Origin of the sequence: Paracoccus sulfuroxidans (assembly GCF_007830335.1) — a bacterium.
In the GTDB taxonomy this organism is placed as follows: Bacteria; Pseudomonadota; Alphaproteobacteria; order Rhodobacterales; family Rhodobacteraceae; genus Paracoccus; species Paracoccus sulfuroxidans.
Genome location: NZ_VLKU01000006.1, coordinates 264340 through 279112, shown reverse-complemented (window position 1 = coordinate 279112; position 14773 = coordinate 264340). Strand labels below are relative to the sequence as shown.

14 protein-coding genes and 1 pseudogene are annotated in these 14773 nt (G+C 64.2%); 4 read left to right on the top strand and 11 right to left on the bottom strand.

Annotated elements, in window-relative coordinates; translation table 11 throughout:
- Positions 1–283: pseudogene (locus IQ24_RS11650) on the bottom strand (transposase); the annotation flags it as partial.
- 46 nt (positions 284–329) lie between these two features.
- Here IQ24_RS11650 and IQ24_RS11645 point away from each other — a divergent pair.
- Positions 330–611, top strand: coding sequence for a hypothetical protein (locus tag IQ24_RS11645; RefSeq protein ID WP_145398125.1), 282 nt, complete (start codon positions 330–332; stop codon positions 609–611).
- Between the two features lie 434 nt (positions 612–1045).
- On the opposite strand, the gene IQ24_RS11640 is transcribed toward IQ24_RS11645, so the two are convergent.
- The gene (locus tag IQ24_RS11640) at positions 1046–2206 is read right to left on the bottom strand and encodes a calcium-binding protein (protein ID WP_145398124.1); all 1161 of its coding nucleotides are present in this window, start codon (positions 2204–2206) and stop codon (positions 1046–1048) included.
- Positions 2207–2577: 371 nt separating this feature from the next.
- On the opposite strand from IQ24_RS11640, the gene IQ24_RS11635 reads away from it, so the two are divergent.
- Entirely contained in the window at positions 2578–3429 is an 852-nt protein-coding gene (locus IQ24_RS11635) for a hypothetical protein (protein WP_145398123.1), read from the top strand.
- A 5-nt stretch (positions 3430–3434) separates the two neighbouring features.
- Here the strand turns inward: IQ24_RS11635 and IQ24_RS11630 are convergent, their stop codons facing one another.
- Both IQ24_RS11630 and IQ24_RS11625 read right to left on the bottom strand, forming a co-directional pair.
- Positions 3435–4592, bottom strand: a complete 1158-nt coding sequence (locus tag IQ24_RS11630) for a M20 metallopeptidase family protein (protein ID WP_145398122.1) — start codon at positions 4590–4592, stop codon at positions 3435–3437.
- Positions 4593–4594: 2 nt separating this feature from the next.
- Positions 4595–5437 (bottom strand): BtpA family protein, encoded by an 843-nt coding sequence (locus IQ24_RS11625; RefSeq protein WP_145398121.1) that lies wholly within the window; start codon positions 5435–5437, stop codon positions 4595–4597.
- 36 nt (positions 5438–5473) lie between these two features.
- Here IQ24_RS11625 and IQ24_RS11620 point away from each other — a divergent pair, with 36 nt between their 5' ends.
- Positions 5474–6364: a PfkB family carbohydrate kinase gene (locus tag IQ24_RS11620; protein ID WP_145398120.1), complete on the top strand. Its 891-nt coding sequence runs from the start codon at positions 5474–5476 to the stop codon at positions 6362–6364.
- A gap of 27 nt (positions 6365–6391) precedes the next feature.
- On the opposite strand, the gene IQ24_RS11615 is transcribed toward IQ24_RS11620, so the two are convergent.
- From IQ24_RS11615 to IQ24_RS11590, 6 genes are all read right to left on the bottom strand, one after another.
- Positions 6392–7156: a glutamine amidotransferase gene (locus IQ24_RS11615; protein ID WP_145398119.1), complete on the bottom strand. Its 765-nt coding sequence runs from the start codon at positions 7154–7156 to the stop codon at positions 6392–6394.
- Between the two features lie 11 nt (positions 7157–7167).
- Positions 7168–8247 (bottom strand): phosphotriesterase family protein, encoded by a 1080-nt coding sequence (locus IQ24_RS11610; protein WP_145398118.1) that lies wholly within the window; start codon positions 8245–8247, stop codon positions 7168–7170.
- Between the two features lie 3 nt (positions 8248–8250).
- On the bottom strand, positions 8251–9249 hold the full coding sequence (locus IQ24_RS11605; protein ID WP_145398117.1) for an ABC transporter permease: 999 nt from the start codon (positions 9247–9249) through the stop codon (positions 8251–8253).
- The gene (locus IQ24_RS11600) at positions 9249–9908 is read right to left on the bottom strand and encodes an ATP-binding cassette domain-containing protein (RefSeq protein WP_242008102.1); all 660 of its coding nucleotides are present in this window, start codon (positions 9906–9908) and stop codon (positions 9249–9251) included. The genes IQ24_RS11605 and IQ24_RS11600 overlap by 1 nt, the downstream gene beginning before the upstream one ends.
- 107 nt (positions 9909–10015) lie before the next feature.
- Complete coding sequence (locus IQ24_RS11595; RefSeq protein ID WP_145398115.1) at positions 10016–10948, bottom strand: substrate-binding domain-containing protein; 933 nt, start codon at positions 10946–10948, stop codon at positions 10016–10018.
- A complete protein-coding gene (locus IQ24_RS11590) occupies positions 10945–11988 on the bottom strand; it encodes a LacI family DNA-binding transcriptional regulator (protein WP_199756550.1) in 1044 nt (347 codons plus the stop codon). The genes IQ24_RS11595 and IQ24_RS11590 overlap by 4 nt, the downstream gene beginning before the upstream one ends.
- A gap of 202 nt (positions 11989–12190) precedes the next feature.
- Here IQ24_RS11590 and IQ24_RS11585 point away from each other — a divergent pair, with 202 nt between their 5' ends.
- Positions 12191–12538, top strand: coding sequence for a cupin domain-containing protein (locus IQ24_RS11585; RefSeq protein WP_145398113.1), 348 nt, complete (start codon positions 12191–12193; stop codon positions 12536–12538).
- Positions 12539–12570: 32 nt separating this feature from the next.
- Here the strand turns inward: IQ24_RS11585 and IQ24_RS11580 are convergent, their stop codons facing one another.
- Complete coding sequence (locus IQ24_RS11580; RefSeq protein ID WP_145398112.1) at positions 12571–14766, bottom strand: heavy metal translocating P-type ATPase; 2196 nt, start codon at positions 14764–14766, stop codon at positions 12571–12573.
- Between the last annotated feature and the right edge of the window lie 7 nt (positions 14767–14773).

Sequence of the window (14773 nt, the reverse complement as noted above, 5' to 3'; positions counted from 1 at the left end):
ACGAACGCGTATCTCACTTTGCATCCCTGGCGAAATACGCGGTGGCCTTTTTTAGGATGTCGCGCTCCTCGGAGACCCGCGCCAGCTCCCGCTTCAGCCGCCGGATCTCGGCATCCTTCTCCGTGTCACCCGACACCGCCTTCGCGAACTTGCGCCTCCAGGCATAGAGCGAATGCGTGCTCACCCCGAGCCGCTCCGAAACCTCCTTGGCCGGGTAGCCCCGCTCCGTGATCTGCGCGACCGCATCGCGCTTGAACTCGTCAGTAAAATTGCCTGTGCCCATCATGGCCTCCTTGCCTCAAAATTAGCGAAGAAGGCGTCCACGAAACATGGGGCTATTCAATGCGCGCTCGGCGAACGGCAACAATGTCAGCATCGTTACCACGTTCACCAGGTGTTTTGCGGCGTTGCTCCCCGACAGGCAGCTTTCGGGAATGCAGCAGTGCGGCATCTGGCTAGGTCGACCGGCAGCTCAGGGCCGCCAGCGCTCACTCGCGCTCATCCGTATCGTCTTCGTTAGAGGAGGGCGGCTGTCTGACCTCAGCTTCGTCAAGAATTTTCTGGGCCGTCTGCTAGGCAATCCCGGAATGGCGCGCGACACCCTTGGTTGAGTGATACTTTTCATATGCAGCGTGTACTTCCCGTGGTTTAAGCTCCGATCGCCAAGAAGCAGATGAGCCTCGCGCAGAACATACCGCCCCTCCGACCGGTAGATAATATGGCATCCGGCGCGAGATCGAACGGTCTCTCGCGATGGAAAAGGCTCTGCATGGTGTGCCTGATGGTCAGATCTCTATGACCGATCCCGACGCGCGTCTTGGCAACTCGCGACCAACACATCAAGATTATTATATATTATTTTCAAATCATTAACGGCAATGAGCCTCATCTGATCGTCACCCACGAGGCCACGACCCAGGCCGATGTGATCCCGCCCCATGTTGAGGAAATGGAGGATCGACACCAATAGGGAAGCCAGTAGCGCGCGCTCTTGTCGATAGCAGGGCGCAAGCCCGCCATTGGCGGGCTCGCGTAGTTATTACGCTCAGATGAAGTCGAAGACGTAGCTCAGCAGGATCTGGTCGCCATTGCCGAAATTCAGCAACGTGCCGTCGGCCCGCTCGGTTGCAGAGTAGTCCCGCCCTCCGACGTCGAGAATGTCGATGCCGGTATCGAAGCCGATAACCGTATCCGAGCCATGGCCGGGCTGAAACCGCAGCGTATCGACCTCGCCGTCGCCGGGTGCGCGAGGATTATACGACTCGCCATTGGCCGAGATGATGTCATTGCCGCGACCGCCGGTGATGGTGTCGCGCCCCTCGCCACCTTCCAACGTGTCATTGCCGGAGGTTCCGATCAGGATATCATTGCCCCAACGCGTGTTGAAGTTGATCCCGATGCGATCCGCGCCAATGCTGGCGCCAGATCCATCGACAGTGTCATTCGCGCGATGGGTCCAGCCTTGCTCCATCTCGAAGAAGCGCAGCGTGTTGCGCACGCCCCCCATGGTCGAGATCGCATAACCGCTTTCTGCGGTGTTGTAGTACACGCGCGCGCCGGTCCGCTCATCCGAGTTCACGACCCAGATGTTGATCAGATCGCTGCCTGCACCGCCCGAGATGGTGTCGTTCCCCGGCGGAATGTAGTCGCCAAGGCCCCAGCGAATGTTCTCGTCGCCTGCGCCACCGTGGATGTAGTCATGGCCAGGGCTCGACTGGATGAAATCGTCACCGTCTCCCGCCCAGATCGTATCATTGCCGTTTCCGCCATCAATGATGTCGTTGAAACGGGAACCGAAGATCCGATCCTGGCCGCCGCCCGCGTAAATGGACATCCCGTGCGTGGGCGTCCCACCGTGGGCGGGGGCAAGGATCGCGTTGCCGGCATTGATGTGGTCATCACCGCTCGTGCCAAAAAGCCGCTCGACACCGAAGAACTTCAGGACCGCATTCCCGATCGTAACCGTGCCCTCTTCGGTCGAGCCGAACCAGACCTTTGCGCCCTGATTTCCGGTCAGAAACAGCCGGTCACCACCGGGGTTGCCCGGGCTGTAGGGGTTCGGGTCGAACCGCTCGTTGTTTTCTCCGGCATAGAGAACGGCACTGCCGTCATTGCCGCCCCAATAGATGTGGTCGTCGCCACCGAGCGCATTGATGGTGCGCCCACCGAACGGGCCGCGGATTTGGTCATTATTCTCAGTAGGCATTCATTTCCTCGTTGTTTCAGTCCGGCCCGCAAATCACCCGTCGAACGCTGTTGCGGACATGCCGCAGGGCAGCATTCGTTGTGATGACGGCACGAAAACCACTTTCGAACCGATGAGTCTAGAACGCTGCGTCTATACCCGCAAAAGGTGAGCGGATATCGGCCAGAGAAGAATCATCACAAGCGGCAAATCGCGCCAAAGAGACTTTAAATACCACACGGCAATATTTGCGCGGTGGGATATTACCATTCGGAAATTAAGGGAATTTAAACCTCTTGCGTTTCATCAATGGTCCCAGATCGGTTTAAGCCAAAAACACCAATAAACCGTGAATGAAAAAGCTCTATTCCTGAACGATCCGGGACCCTTCGATGACCAGTGAAACCAGAAATTTCAACGACATACCCGCTGGAGCGCTATTTGAGGCCGCGCAACGCAGCATTCGCGATCAGGGGCTGAAAATTCAGTCCGAGAACCCTTCGACACTGGAGATCGAGGCGGCAAGCAAGGTTTCGATGAAATCGTTCGGCCAGCGAATCACTTTGCGCATGGGGGAAATCGGACCGACCTCGGAGCTGAAGATTGAAACCTCATCCGGGCAGTTGTCGGATTGGGGCGAAGGCGGATCGATTATTGCCGCGATATTCGACGGGGTGGACGCGCATCTGGCCCAAATGAAGGCCGAGGGTCGTATCGCCGCCCCTGCCCCCAAGGTCTATGCGATGGGCGAACATGCGGCACCGTCTCCGCCCCAGCCCAAACCCGCGCAGCATTACTACGTCGCCCCGCCGAAGACAGAGCGGACGCGCGTGCAGATCGTTGAGCCTCCGCCAAAGGCCAAAGGTTCGGCGGGCGGATGGGTCCTGCGCATCGCGCTTGCGCTTGGCATGCTGTGGCTGTTTGTCAGCGAAGACGGCAAGGCCTTCATGGCCGATCTGCTGGCGTCCTCGCCGCTGAAAAGCTTCTTTGCCGAGACGGATATTGCGAAATACGACTGCGACCGCGTCTCGGAACTGGTGAAGGGAGAGAGCCTGCAGAATATCTTTGGCGGTCGCTTCAAGATCCTTGACGTAAAGAACGCCAAGCAGGTCTCGAAGACCGATGAACGGATCGTCTGTACGGGCAAGGTGCTGCTCAGCAACGGCACCGACGACCTCATGCAGATGAGCGTCGAGAAGGCGGGCGACTACGAAGTGCTCTATCGGGTCGAGCCGATGCTGTGACGCGCTTAGCTCAGCGCGCGGCGCAGGACATCGGCCAGCAGCTGAGGGGCGGTCAGTAGCAGATCCTCGTTGAAGTCGAAGCGGTCGTTGTGGAGCGCGCCTGACTGCATGCCCGCGCCGATCCAGAAGTAGCAGCCGGGACGGTCCTCGATCATCGAGCCGAAATCTTCGGCCACCATCGAGGCGGCGCGGGCGTCCTGCCAGGCCAGCCCGCGCTCGGCCGCCTGCGTCACCGAGGCCACCAGTTCGACCGCATCAGCGGCGTTGCGCGTCAGGTTGAAAACCCGCGTCACCTCAGCCGTGGCGCGGAGGCCGAAGGCCGCGGCGATCTCATCGGCCACCTCGCTGGCGATGCCGGCAGCAATCTCGCCATGCTCCGGCTCGACATAGCGGAACGAGGCGGAGGCCCCCAGATGGCCGGGAATGATGTTCGCCGCGCTGCCGCCGATGTTCTGGGTGAAGGCAAAGGCGGTGCCGGGAAGCTCGGCCCGCATGCGGGCGTTCATGCGGGTGATCAGCGCGGCCAGCGCGCCATACATGTCGTCGGAAAGCTGCGGCAGCGCGGCATGGCCGCCCTTGCCGTCCAGCGTGAAGGCGATCTTGCGATAGGCCGCCATGATCGCGCCGGGCCGGGCCGAGATGGTACCCACCGGCAATTCGGGCCAGTTGTGAAAGCCGAAGGTCAGCGCCGGGTCGATCAGGTCGAACAGCCCGTCCGCAATCATCGCATCCGCGCCGCACCCAATCTCCTCGGCGGGCTGGCAGATGAAATGGACGGGCCCCGGCAGCGACCCGCTGCGCGACAGCAGCTCTGCCGTCGCCAGAAGCAGGGTCATATGCCCGTCGTGGCCGCAGGCATGCATCCGGCCCGCCGTTGTCGAGGCATAGGGCAGCCCGCTTTTCTCGCTTTGCGGCAACGCATCCATGTCAGTGCGCAGCGCAACCGCCCTGCCCGTCCCGCCCGGAAGCGTCGCGACAAAGCCGGTGCCGCCGATCTTGCGAGAGATCGTGCAGCCAAGCGCCGCCAGATGTCCGGCCAGTTCCTGCGAGGTCCAGTCCTCTTCGAACCCGATCTCGGGCCGCTCGTGAAACTTTCGGCGGATCGCGCAGAAGCGATCATGTGCATCCGCCAGAAAGCCGAGTTCGTCCTGGACCTCTGCCATGATCAGCCCTCCAGCGCGCGCGAGGCGACCTTGACGAAGCTTTTCACCCGCGCCGGATCGACCGGGTTCCACCAGACCCCGCCCTCTTTCAGCGAGGAGGCGACGATAACGCCATTGGTCAGCGACAGGATCAGCTCGACATTCGCCTCGCTCACGCCCGAGCCGACCAGCAGGGCCAGATGCGTGGCGTCGCGGATGGTGCGGATCTCATCGGGGTTCGCTGCGTCACCGGTGCGCTGGCCGGTCGCGATGACGGCATCGGCGTCGAAGAACGCGAGGTCGCGGGTCAGTTCCTCGATGGTGCGGTCGGCGACGATGGCATGGGCGCCATGCTTGACGTGGCTGTCCGCGAAGACCTTGATCTGGTCCTGACGCAGCCGGGCGCGGAAGCGCAGCGCCTCGCCGGCACGGCCTTCCATGAAACCTTCATTCGCGACATAGGCGTTCGCCCATTCGTTGACGCGGATGAAGCTTGCGCCGCCCGCAGCCGCAATCGAGATCGCCGGGATCGGCGCGTTCGCCAGCACGCTGATGCCCAGCGGCACGTCGAATTCCTGCCGGATGCGGTCGGTCACCACGGCCATGAAGGCGGCGGTTTCGCAGGTGATGTCCTCGGGTTTGAGGAAGGGGATGTCGCCGTGGTTCTCGATCATCAGCCCGTGCATGCCGTTCGAGATCAGCGCCTCGGCATCGCGCAGACAGGTGTCATAGATCTGGGTCAGCGGCTCTCCGCGATAGCGCGGCGCGCCCGGAAACGCGGGGCAGTGGATCATGCCGATCAGCGCCTTGTCGCGCCCGAAGATGTCGCTTATCGCATTGGCGGGACGGTCGGAAATCAGTTGCATTCTCTGCCCTTCTTGGAAGTTTTCGGAGTGAGGTTCATGACGCAAGTCGTGGTGATTGGAAACATCGCATTGGATGAAACCCTGGCGGTCGAGGCGTTTCCTCCGCCCGGCGCCTCGATCCCCGGATCGGCGCTGTCGGAGGGGGTTGGCGGCAAGGGCACGAACCAGGCGATTGCGCTGGCCCGGGCGCTGGCCGGGGTCGCGCCGGTGCGGCTGATCGCGACGATTGGCCAGGATCTGCGCGGCGCAAGGCTGCGTGCCGGGATTGCAGAGGAGGTGCTGGAGGCCGCGCTGATCCCGCGCGATCTGCCCAGCGATTTTTCGGTGATCCTGCGCGACCGGAACCGCGAGAATACCATCGTCACGACGCAGGATTGCGCGCGCTCGATCACGGCGGAGGAAGCGGTGGCGGCGCTGGCCGCATATGGCGCGGGGGACGCGCTGGTCCTGCAGGGCAACCTGCTGGCCGAAACCTCGCTGGCCGCGCTGACCGAGGCCGGGCGGCGCGGCATCTGGCGCATCCTGAACCCCTCGCCCGCCGCAGGCTGCACGCCCGCGATGCTGGCCGCCTGCGATCTGCTGGTCGTCAACGAAGGCGAGGCTGAGGAGTTCGGCGGCGCGGCGCATCTGTCGGCGGGCAAGGCGCTGGTCAGGACGCTGGGCCCTAAAGGGGCCGAGGTCTGGCAGGACGGCGCTCCGAGACTGACAGCCAAGGGTCGCGAGGTTACCGCGCTGGACCCGACCGGCGCGGGCGATTGCTTCCTTGCGGCGCTGGTCGCGGCGATGATCCGGCGCGGGTCGCGCCAGCCCGAGGCCTCTGACCTCGATCTCGCCTCATGGGCGGCGGGGATATGTGTCTCGCGTCTTGGCACGCAGAGCGCCTTTCCATCCGTCGCAGAATTCGGGGCCGCCTTCGCAGCGGCATAGGTGCGCCAGTGGCGCACCCCGCTGTCATCAATCGTTGGCTTCCAGCCAGGCGAACATGTTCAGCCACAGCTGGCGATAGCCTTCCCAGGCGCAAAACGCGGGCGACAGCCAATGCGGCGACATGTCCGAGGTCCAGACGACCGAACGGCCCTTGCCGAATTTGCCCGTCACCAGCAGCGGATGGCCGCCCTGATCCTCGGGCAGGCGGGCGATCAGCTCGGCCCCGTCTTTCAGCATGACCTCGTTGACGCCCAGGACCGGCGGCCATTCGGCGGGCATGTCCTTCAGGATCGGGTGCGACGGCTGGACCAGATCGGCGGTCGCGCCCTCGGGGATCTCGATGCGGTCATCCCAGGGGTGGCACTTGACCGGCAGCACGTCCTCGACCGGGGTGTTGCGCCAGCGCGCCTTGCCGTCGATGCCCTGGAACGAGAAATAGCCGCCCGCCATGACCAGCTTGCCGCCCTCTTCGACCCATTGCTTCAAGAGGCGCAGCCGGTTCGGCGCGGTCTGGCTGTGGATCCAGACGCGGGTCGGCAGCAGGAAGCTGGACGAGCCGATGTCCGAGATGATGATGATGTCATATTTCCGGATGCCTTCCAGATCGAAGGGGAACCCGTCCTGCGCCTCATGCGCGGGCATATGGGTCACTTCGTAATCGGTGCCCTTCATCGCATCGATCAGCGGCTGGCAGCCGGTGTGGAAGGTCACGGAACCGAACTGGTCGAAGCCCTTGAAATGGGTCGAGGAGGACACCCAGCTTTCGCCGACGAGCAGAACCTTTTTAGTCATGGTATTTCCTTTCAGTTTTCTTGGGCGGCGAAGCGCGCGTCAAAGACGCGGCGCGGGTTCACCACCATGAGGCTGTCGACCAGCGCAGGGTCGAGACCCAGCCGCTTCAGGCGCGGCAGGAAGTGGGCGTTGACGAAGCCATAGCCGTTGCCGCCATAATGGCGCAGCATGCACTTCAGAAAGACATCGTGGCTCAGCAGGATCTGACGGCTGTAACCCGCTTCGATCAGGCCCTGAATGGCGCGGGCGCAATCGGCATCCGCAGGGCAGTCGACGTCCTGATCGGCGTAATAGAAAAGGTTGCCGATCATGTCATATTCGATGAACGCGCCGCGCGCGGCCAGTTCATGCTGATAGGTGCGGTCCGCCCATGAGGGGTTCATGTGGCACAGGACCGTGTGCCTCAGGTCAGCACCCTCGGCCTCGCAGATGTCCAGCACCTTATGGGCCAGCCGGAACCACGCAGGCAGGTGCACCATCAGCGGCAGCCCGGTGCGGGCCTGCGCCTGCGCCGCGCCGCGCAGGGATTTCTCTTCCTCGGGCGTGAATTCCGAACCGACGCCGATCTCTCCGATCAGGCCGATCTTGGCATCCGTGCCATCGGTGCCGACGGTCGCTTCCTCGACGATCTGGTTCGCGATGTCCTCGACGCTCAGCCCGTGGAAGTAATCGGGCAGCGAGGTCCCCAGATAATAGCCCGCGCCCATGACGATGTTCACATCGGCATCGCGCGCGATCAGGCGCAGGATCTCGGGGTTGCGGCCGATGCCGCGGCAGGTCGGATCGACCACCGTGCGACCACCCTGACGGGTGAAATAGCCCAGTTCCTTCGCCACCACCTCGGGCTCATCCACGCCCAGATTGGCGCGGTTGACGAAAGGGTCCTGCAACAGCTCGGAATAGATATCGGGTGTGATCGCGTGATCGACCAGATATTCGCGCGCCGGATCGGCAGGCGGGTTCCACCAGCAGGAACAGTCGTTGTTCAGATGCTCATGCATCAGGGTGACGCCCAGCTGCGATGACGGAACGGGACCGTTCACCGTCATCACCAGCCCGGAGTTCACATGCGCTTCAGAAAGCTCCGACATGGATCAGCCCTTCTTGCCCAGTTTGAAGCCAGCACCGAACAGGCGCGTGTTCATCCACACCGCCAGCAGGATGATGACCCCGGTGACGATCTGCGTCAGGAACGGCGAGACATGCATCAGGATCAGCCCGTTGCCGATGATCAGGATGGTCAGCGCGCCAAGCGCCGTCCCCAGGATCGAGCCACGCCCGCCCATCAGCGAGGTGCCCCCCAAAACCACGGCGGCGATCACCTGCATCTCGAACCCGACGGCGGCGTTCGACGAGCCCGAGCCCAGACGCGCGGCGATCAGCAGGCCCGCGATGGCGCAGGCGATCCCCGACATCATATAGACCGAGCAGACGATCCAGCGCGCGGGCATGCCCACACGGCGCGCGGCCTCGAGGTTCGAGCCGACGGCCACAACCTGACGGCCATAGCGCGTGTTGCGCATGATGATGAAACCGATGATGGCGACCAGCACGGCCAGAATTGCGGGAACCGGAATGCCCGCCAGCGTGCCCCGGCCCAGCCAGAAAAAGCCCGCCTGATCCTTGATCGGGATCGAATAGCCCTCGGTGATGTAAAGCGCGATGCCGCGCAGGATCGACATGCCCGCCAGCGTCACGATGAAGGCGGCAATCCCCTGAAATGAGATGAACCAGCCCTGCGCAAGGCCCACGACGGCGCCTGCGGCCAGCATCATGACCGAGGTCGTGACCCAGTCAAAGCCGTTCGCCATCAGGATCGCGGCCAGCGCGTTGATCAGCGCAACGATCGAGCCCACGGCCAGATCGATCCCCGCCGTCATGATGACGAAGGTCATGGCGACCGCGACGATCAGCACGGGCGCGCCCTGACGCACGACGTTCAGCAGGTTGCCCGTCGTCATGAACGTATCGGTCAGCGCCCAGAAAAAGCCCATGCAGGCGATGAAGAACAAGGCGATCGACAGCACCTGTGCATTGTCGTTCAGCCATTCGACGGCGTGGCTCTGCTTGGCGCGTTCGGTATAGTTGGCCATCAGTGCCCCCCGGTGATCAGATTGACGATCTCTTCCAGATTGGTGTCGGCGATCATGCGTTCGGCGACCTTGGTGCCCTCGTACATGATGGCGGCGCGGTCGCAGACGCGGAACACGTCCTGCAAACGGTGCGTGATCAGCACGACGCCCACGCCCTTGGCCTTGACGCGGTTGATCAGCGACAGCACCGCCTCGACCTCGGCCACGGCCAGCGCCGATGTCGGCTCGTCCATGATCAGCACCTTCGGCTGGAACGAGGCCGCACGCGCAATCGCGATGGCCTGACGCTGGCCGCCGGACAGTTTTTCGACCCGCGCGGTCAGGCGGGGAATGCGGATCTCCAGCGCCTCGAGCATCTCCTGCGCGCGCGCCAGCATCGCCTTCTGGTCAAGGAACGGGCCCTTGTTCAGCTCTCGGCCCAGGAACAGGTTGCCGACCACGTCGATGTGATCACAAAGCGCGAGGTCCTGGAACACCATCTCGATATTGCGCGAGCGGGCATCGTTCGGGCCGGTGAAACGGACCTCTTCGCCCTGCACGGTGATGGTGCCGCTGTCGGGGATATAGGTGCCCGAGATCACCTTCGACAGAGTCGATTTGCCCGCCGCGTTGTCGCCCAGAAGGGCCAGACATTCGCCGGGCATGACATCAAGATCCACCCCCCGCAGCGCCTGATGCGATCCGAACGTCAGCCGGATGTCGCGCAGCGATACGAGAGGCGTGGCGGAGTTGGGGGGGATTGCTCCCCCCCTTTGGGCCGTCTCGCTCATTTGAACATGTCGCGGAACTGGTCCACGTTTTCTTTGGTCACGATGGTCGCGGGGACCGAGATCACCGGCTCGACTGCTTCACCGGCCGAGATCTTGGCCAGCGCCTCGATGGCGGCCTTGCCCATGCCGGCGGGGTCCTGCTGGACCACACCGCCCACGAAGCCCGCGTCGATGCCGTCGATGACGTTGGTGGTCAGGTCCCAGCCATAGACCTTGACGCTGTCCTGACGGCCCTGGCTTTCGGCGGCAGCAACGGCGGCGACCATGGCAGGCTCACCCGTGGCATAGATCGCGCCCAGATCGGGGTTGGCGGTCAGCAGGTTTTCCGCCGCACCCAGTGCCACGTCCTGCACGTTCTGGCCGTCGACTTCGCCGATGACGGCGACCTTCGAGTCCTTCAGCGCGGCGTTGAACGCGTCCTTGCGGATGTTCTGGATGAACGAGTTCAGCGCGACGACCTCGCCCAGCTTCACGTCCTGATCCTTGTGCTGCTCCAGCACGAATTTCGCGAAATCTTCGCTGGTTTTCGTGTTGTCGACGCCGATCTGCGCCTTCTGCGGACCTTCGGGCAGGATCGCGTCGATGGCGACGACCGGGATGCCTGCATCAGCGGCCTGCTGGACGGCGGGCATGATGCCGTTCACGTCGATGGCGACGACGGCGATGCCGTCCACCTTCTGCTGGATGAAGGTCTCGATGGCCGAGTTCTGCGCCTGCGGATCGTTGTTGGCGTTGAAGATCGCCAGTTTCACGCCAGCCGCATCGGCAGCAGCCTGCGCGCCCTCGTTGATCTGGTTGAAGAACAGCGCCTGCTGGTTGATCTGGATCAGCGCATAGGTCTTGTCCTGCGCCATTGCGCCGGTGGCCGCGAACACGGCTGCCGCGCTGGTCATCGCCAGCATCACCCGCCGGGACATTGCAAATTTCATCTGACTTTCTCCTGTTGATCCGTTGCTTTCGATGGCGGCGCTACGGAGGCAACGGAACTCCGTTCGACCAACCTGACCGGCAGGATCTCGACGCGGCTGCGCGCGGCGGGGTCGTCCCAATCGGTATCCAGCAAAATCTCGACCGCCATGCGCCCCAGTTCCTCGACCGGCTGGCGGATCGCGGTGATGGGCGTGGCGAAGTAATCCAGCGGCAGAATGTCGTCGAAGCCGATGATCGACATGTCCTGCGGGACGCGCAGGCCGCGCGCGGCCAGTTCGTCCAGCGTGCCCATGACCAGTTCGTCCGACATGGCAAAGATCGCGGTGACGCCGGGGCCCGCGTCCAGAACCTCGGCGCACAGGCGGCGCCCGTCCTCGATCGTATAGGCGCCGGCCTTGCGCAGCACCTGCGCGTCGGTGCCATACAGCTCGTCAAAGGCGCGCATGAAGCCGCCATAGCGCGCGGCCCCCGAATGCATCTCATCCCCGGTGCCGATGACGGCAACGCAGCGATGGCCGCGCTCGGCCAGATAGCGGCCCGCCAGATAGCCGCCACCCTCATTGTCGCAGAAAAGGCGTGGCGCGACCGCGCCCGGCACATCCTCGTCCAGCAGCACGACCCGGCGCGCGGCATCAATGCGGGACTTCAGCGGCGCGACCTGCGGGTGGTTGGTGACAAAGATCAGCCCGTCGACGTGACGGTCCGACACGCTGTCCAGATAGCGCGTTTCCCGGCCCGGGCGGTTCAGCGTGACCGAGATCGCCAGCTCTTGCTCGCGCGCATAGGCGGCGTTTTCGACCGCCGCGACCAGCGCGGAAAAGAACGGCGCCTTGATGTCGGGCACGACCATGCGGATCAGATCGGTCCGACCCCGGCTGAGCGAGCGGGCAAAGGGATTGGGCCGATAGTTCAGCGCGGCAATCGCGGCGTCGATCGAGGCGCTGGTCGCCTCCGGCAGGCTAAGCGAGCCATTCAGATAGCGCGAGACGGTCGCCGAGGACACGCCAGCACGTTCTGCCACTTGCTTCAGGTTCGCCACCGCAGCCATCCCTCCGTTTAGTAAACCGATTTACGAACGAGAAAATCTGTTTGTAAAGCGGTTTATAAAGGTTTCGTGAATGTTAACGCTAACGCAGCCGGAACGGGGATCGGAAGGGCAGGACTCGCCCTGCTTTGACCCGCTGGACCGGCGCGCCCGGATCGGGCTAGCTCTGCCCCGCAAAGATCAGAGGGCCAGAATCATGGAACAATTCGTGCATATGTCGACCGAGGGAATCGCGCCCGAAGTCTCGCACCCCGAGGCGGCGAATGTCATCTCGGGCAATCCCCAGTTCACCAGCTGGGAAGCCGATGTGGCCGAGGGCGGAATTTCCGCCGGTCGCTGGCAGACCACACCGGGAAAATGGCATTTCACCAATGAATGCTGGGAATTCGTGCGCATCATCTCGGGCGTGTCAATCATCACGCCCGAGGGCGGCGCGCCGCAAACCGTGCGCGCGGGCGACAGTTTCGTCATGCGCGATGGCTTCACGGGCACCTGGGAATGCGTTGAAACCACGCTGAAGGATTACGTCATCCGCGAGCTGTGATCGGGCAGCCGGGGCGGAGGCCCCGGCCCAGCCTACCCCTTTGCCGTCGGATCATGGGCCAGCAGGCGCAGGGCGTTCAGCGTGACCAGCACGGTCGCGCCGGTATCGGCCAGAATGGCGATCCAGAGCCCGGTGATCCCCAGAACCGAGGTCACCAGAAACACCCCCTTCAGCCCCAAAGCCAGCGTCACGTTCTGCCGGATATTGGCCATGGTCGCCCGCGACAGCCGGATCAGCGCGGGCACATCCGTCACCCGGTCGCGCAGGATCGCGGCATCGGCGGTCTCGAGCGCGACATCCGTGCCCGAGCCCATCGCCACCCCGATTCCCGCCTGTTTCAGCGCGGGCGCGTCGTTGATGCCGTCGCCGATCATCATCACCTGCCCCGTACCCGCCATGTCGCGAATGGCCAGCAGCTTGTCTTCGGGCAGCATCTCGGCGCGGAACTCCATGCCAAGGCCGGTGGCAACAGCCTCGGCGGTGCGGGCGTTGTCTCCGGTCAGCATGACACGGCGGATGCCCATATCGGCCAGTTGCTGCATCGCCTCGGCCGCATCCGGGCGGGGCTGGTCGCGCATGGCCAGAAGGCCAAGCGGCTGGCCCTGACGGAAGACGGCGACAACGGTCTTGCCCTCACGCTCCAGCGCGGTGGCGGTGGCGATGGCCTCAGCGCTGATGCCCTGCTGGGCCTCGGCATGGCGCGGCGACTGCACCCAGGCCAGCGCGTCGCCGACCAGCGCCTGCGCGCCCTTGCCCGGCAGCGCCCTTGCATCGCGGGCAGGCAGAGGCGTCACGCCCTTCTCCTCGGCGATCTGCAGGATTGCCTGCGCCAAAGGATGGCTGGAACCGGTTTCCACCCCGGCCGCGACCGCCAGCAGCTCTTGCTCAATGACCCCGGCCACGGGCACCACATCCGTCACGCGCGGCTTGCCATGGGTCAGCGTGCCCGTCTTGTCGAAGGCGATATGGGTGACGCCCGCCGCCGCCTCGATCACCGCGCCGCCCTTCATCAGCAGGCCGCGCCGCGCGCCCGCTGAAAGCGCCGAGGCAATCGCCGCCGGGACCGAGATCACCAGCGCGCAGGGGCAGCCGATCAGCAGCAGCGCCAGCCCGCGATAGATCCAGGTGTTCCATTCGCCGCCGAAGAACAGGGGCGGCACGACCACCACCAACGCCGACATCAGGACGATGACCGGCATGTACCAGCGGCTGAACCGGTCGATGAAGCGTTCGGTCGGGGCGCGGGCCTCTTCGGCCTCTTCGACCAGTCGGATGATGCGCGCGATGGTGTTGTCGGCAGCCTCTTTCTGGACCGTGATCCGCAGGGCGGCCTCGGTGTTGATCGAGCCTGCGAAGACACTCTCGCCCGGGCCCTTGCTGCGTGGCACGCTTTCGCCGGTCACCGGGCTTTCGTCGATGCCGCTGATGCCCTCGACAATCTCTCCATCCGCGGGGATGCGGTCGCCGGGGCGGACAAGGACGATCTGCCCGACCTGAAGGCGCGCGGCGTCGATCTCGGTCAGCGTGCCGCCCGTTTCCAGCAGTGCGGTCTTGGGCACGAGGTTCGCCAGCCCGCGAATGCCGTCGCGCGCCTTGTTGGTCGCGACGCCCTCCAGCACCTCGCCCACGGCAAACAGGAAGACGACCAGCGCGGCCTCTTCCGCCGCACCGATGAACAGCGCGCCGATGGCGGCAATGGTCATCAGGCTTTCGATGGTGAAGGGCTGGCCCCGGCGCGCGGCCTCATAGGCGCGGCGGGCGACGGGGGCGACGCCGATCAGACAGGCGGCGAAAAAGGCCCAGTAGCCGACGCTGGCCGAGGTCAGCAGCTCAAAGGCCCAGGCAAGCGCCAGCAGCGCGCCGGTCAGGATAACCAACCGCCCCTTGGCCGTCTGAAACCAGCGCTGGCCGGGCGTGGGGGTGTCTTGATGGTCGTGATCGTGCTGATGCCCGCCGCAGCAGGCGTCCTTGTGGCCAATGTCCGGAACCGCCGACACACCTCCTTGCGCGCTGATGCCATAGCCCAGCTTCCGCACCGCCTCCTCGACCGCCTCGGCCGAGGTCTGGCCCGTATCCAGATGCAGCGTCAGGCGCTCGGCCATCAGCGCGACCTTGACCTGGCTGACGCCGGGCATCCGCTCGACCGCACCCACCACCTTGCGGGTGCAGGCGGCGCAGTCCATCCCGGTGACCTTCCATTCCCGCTGCGCGGTTGCCTGATCCGTCATCTTCAAC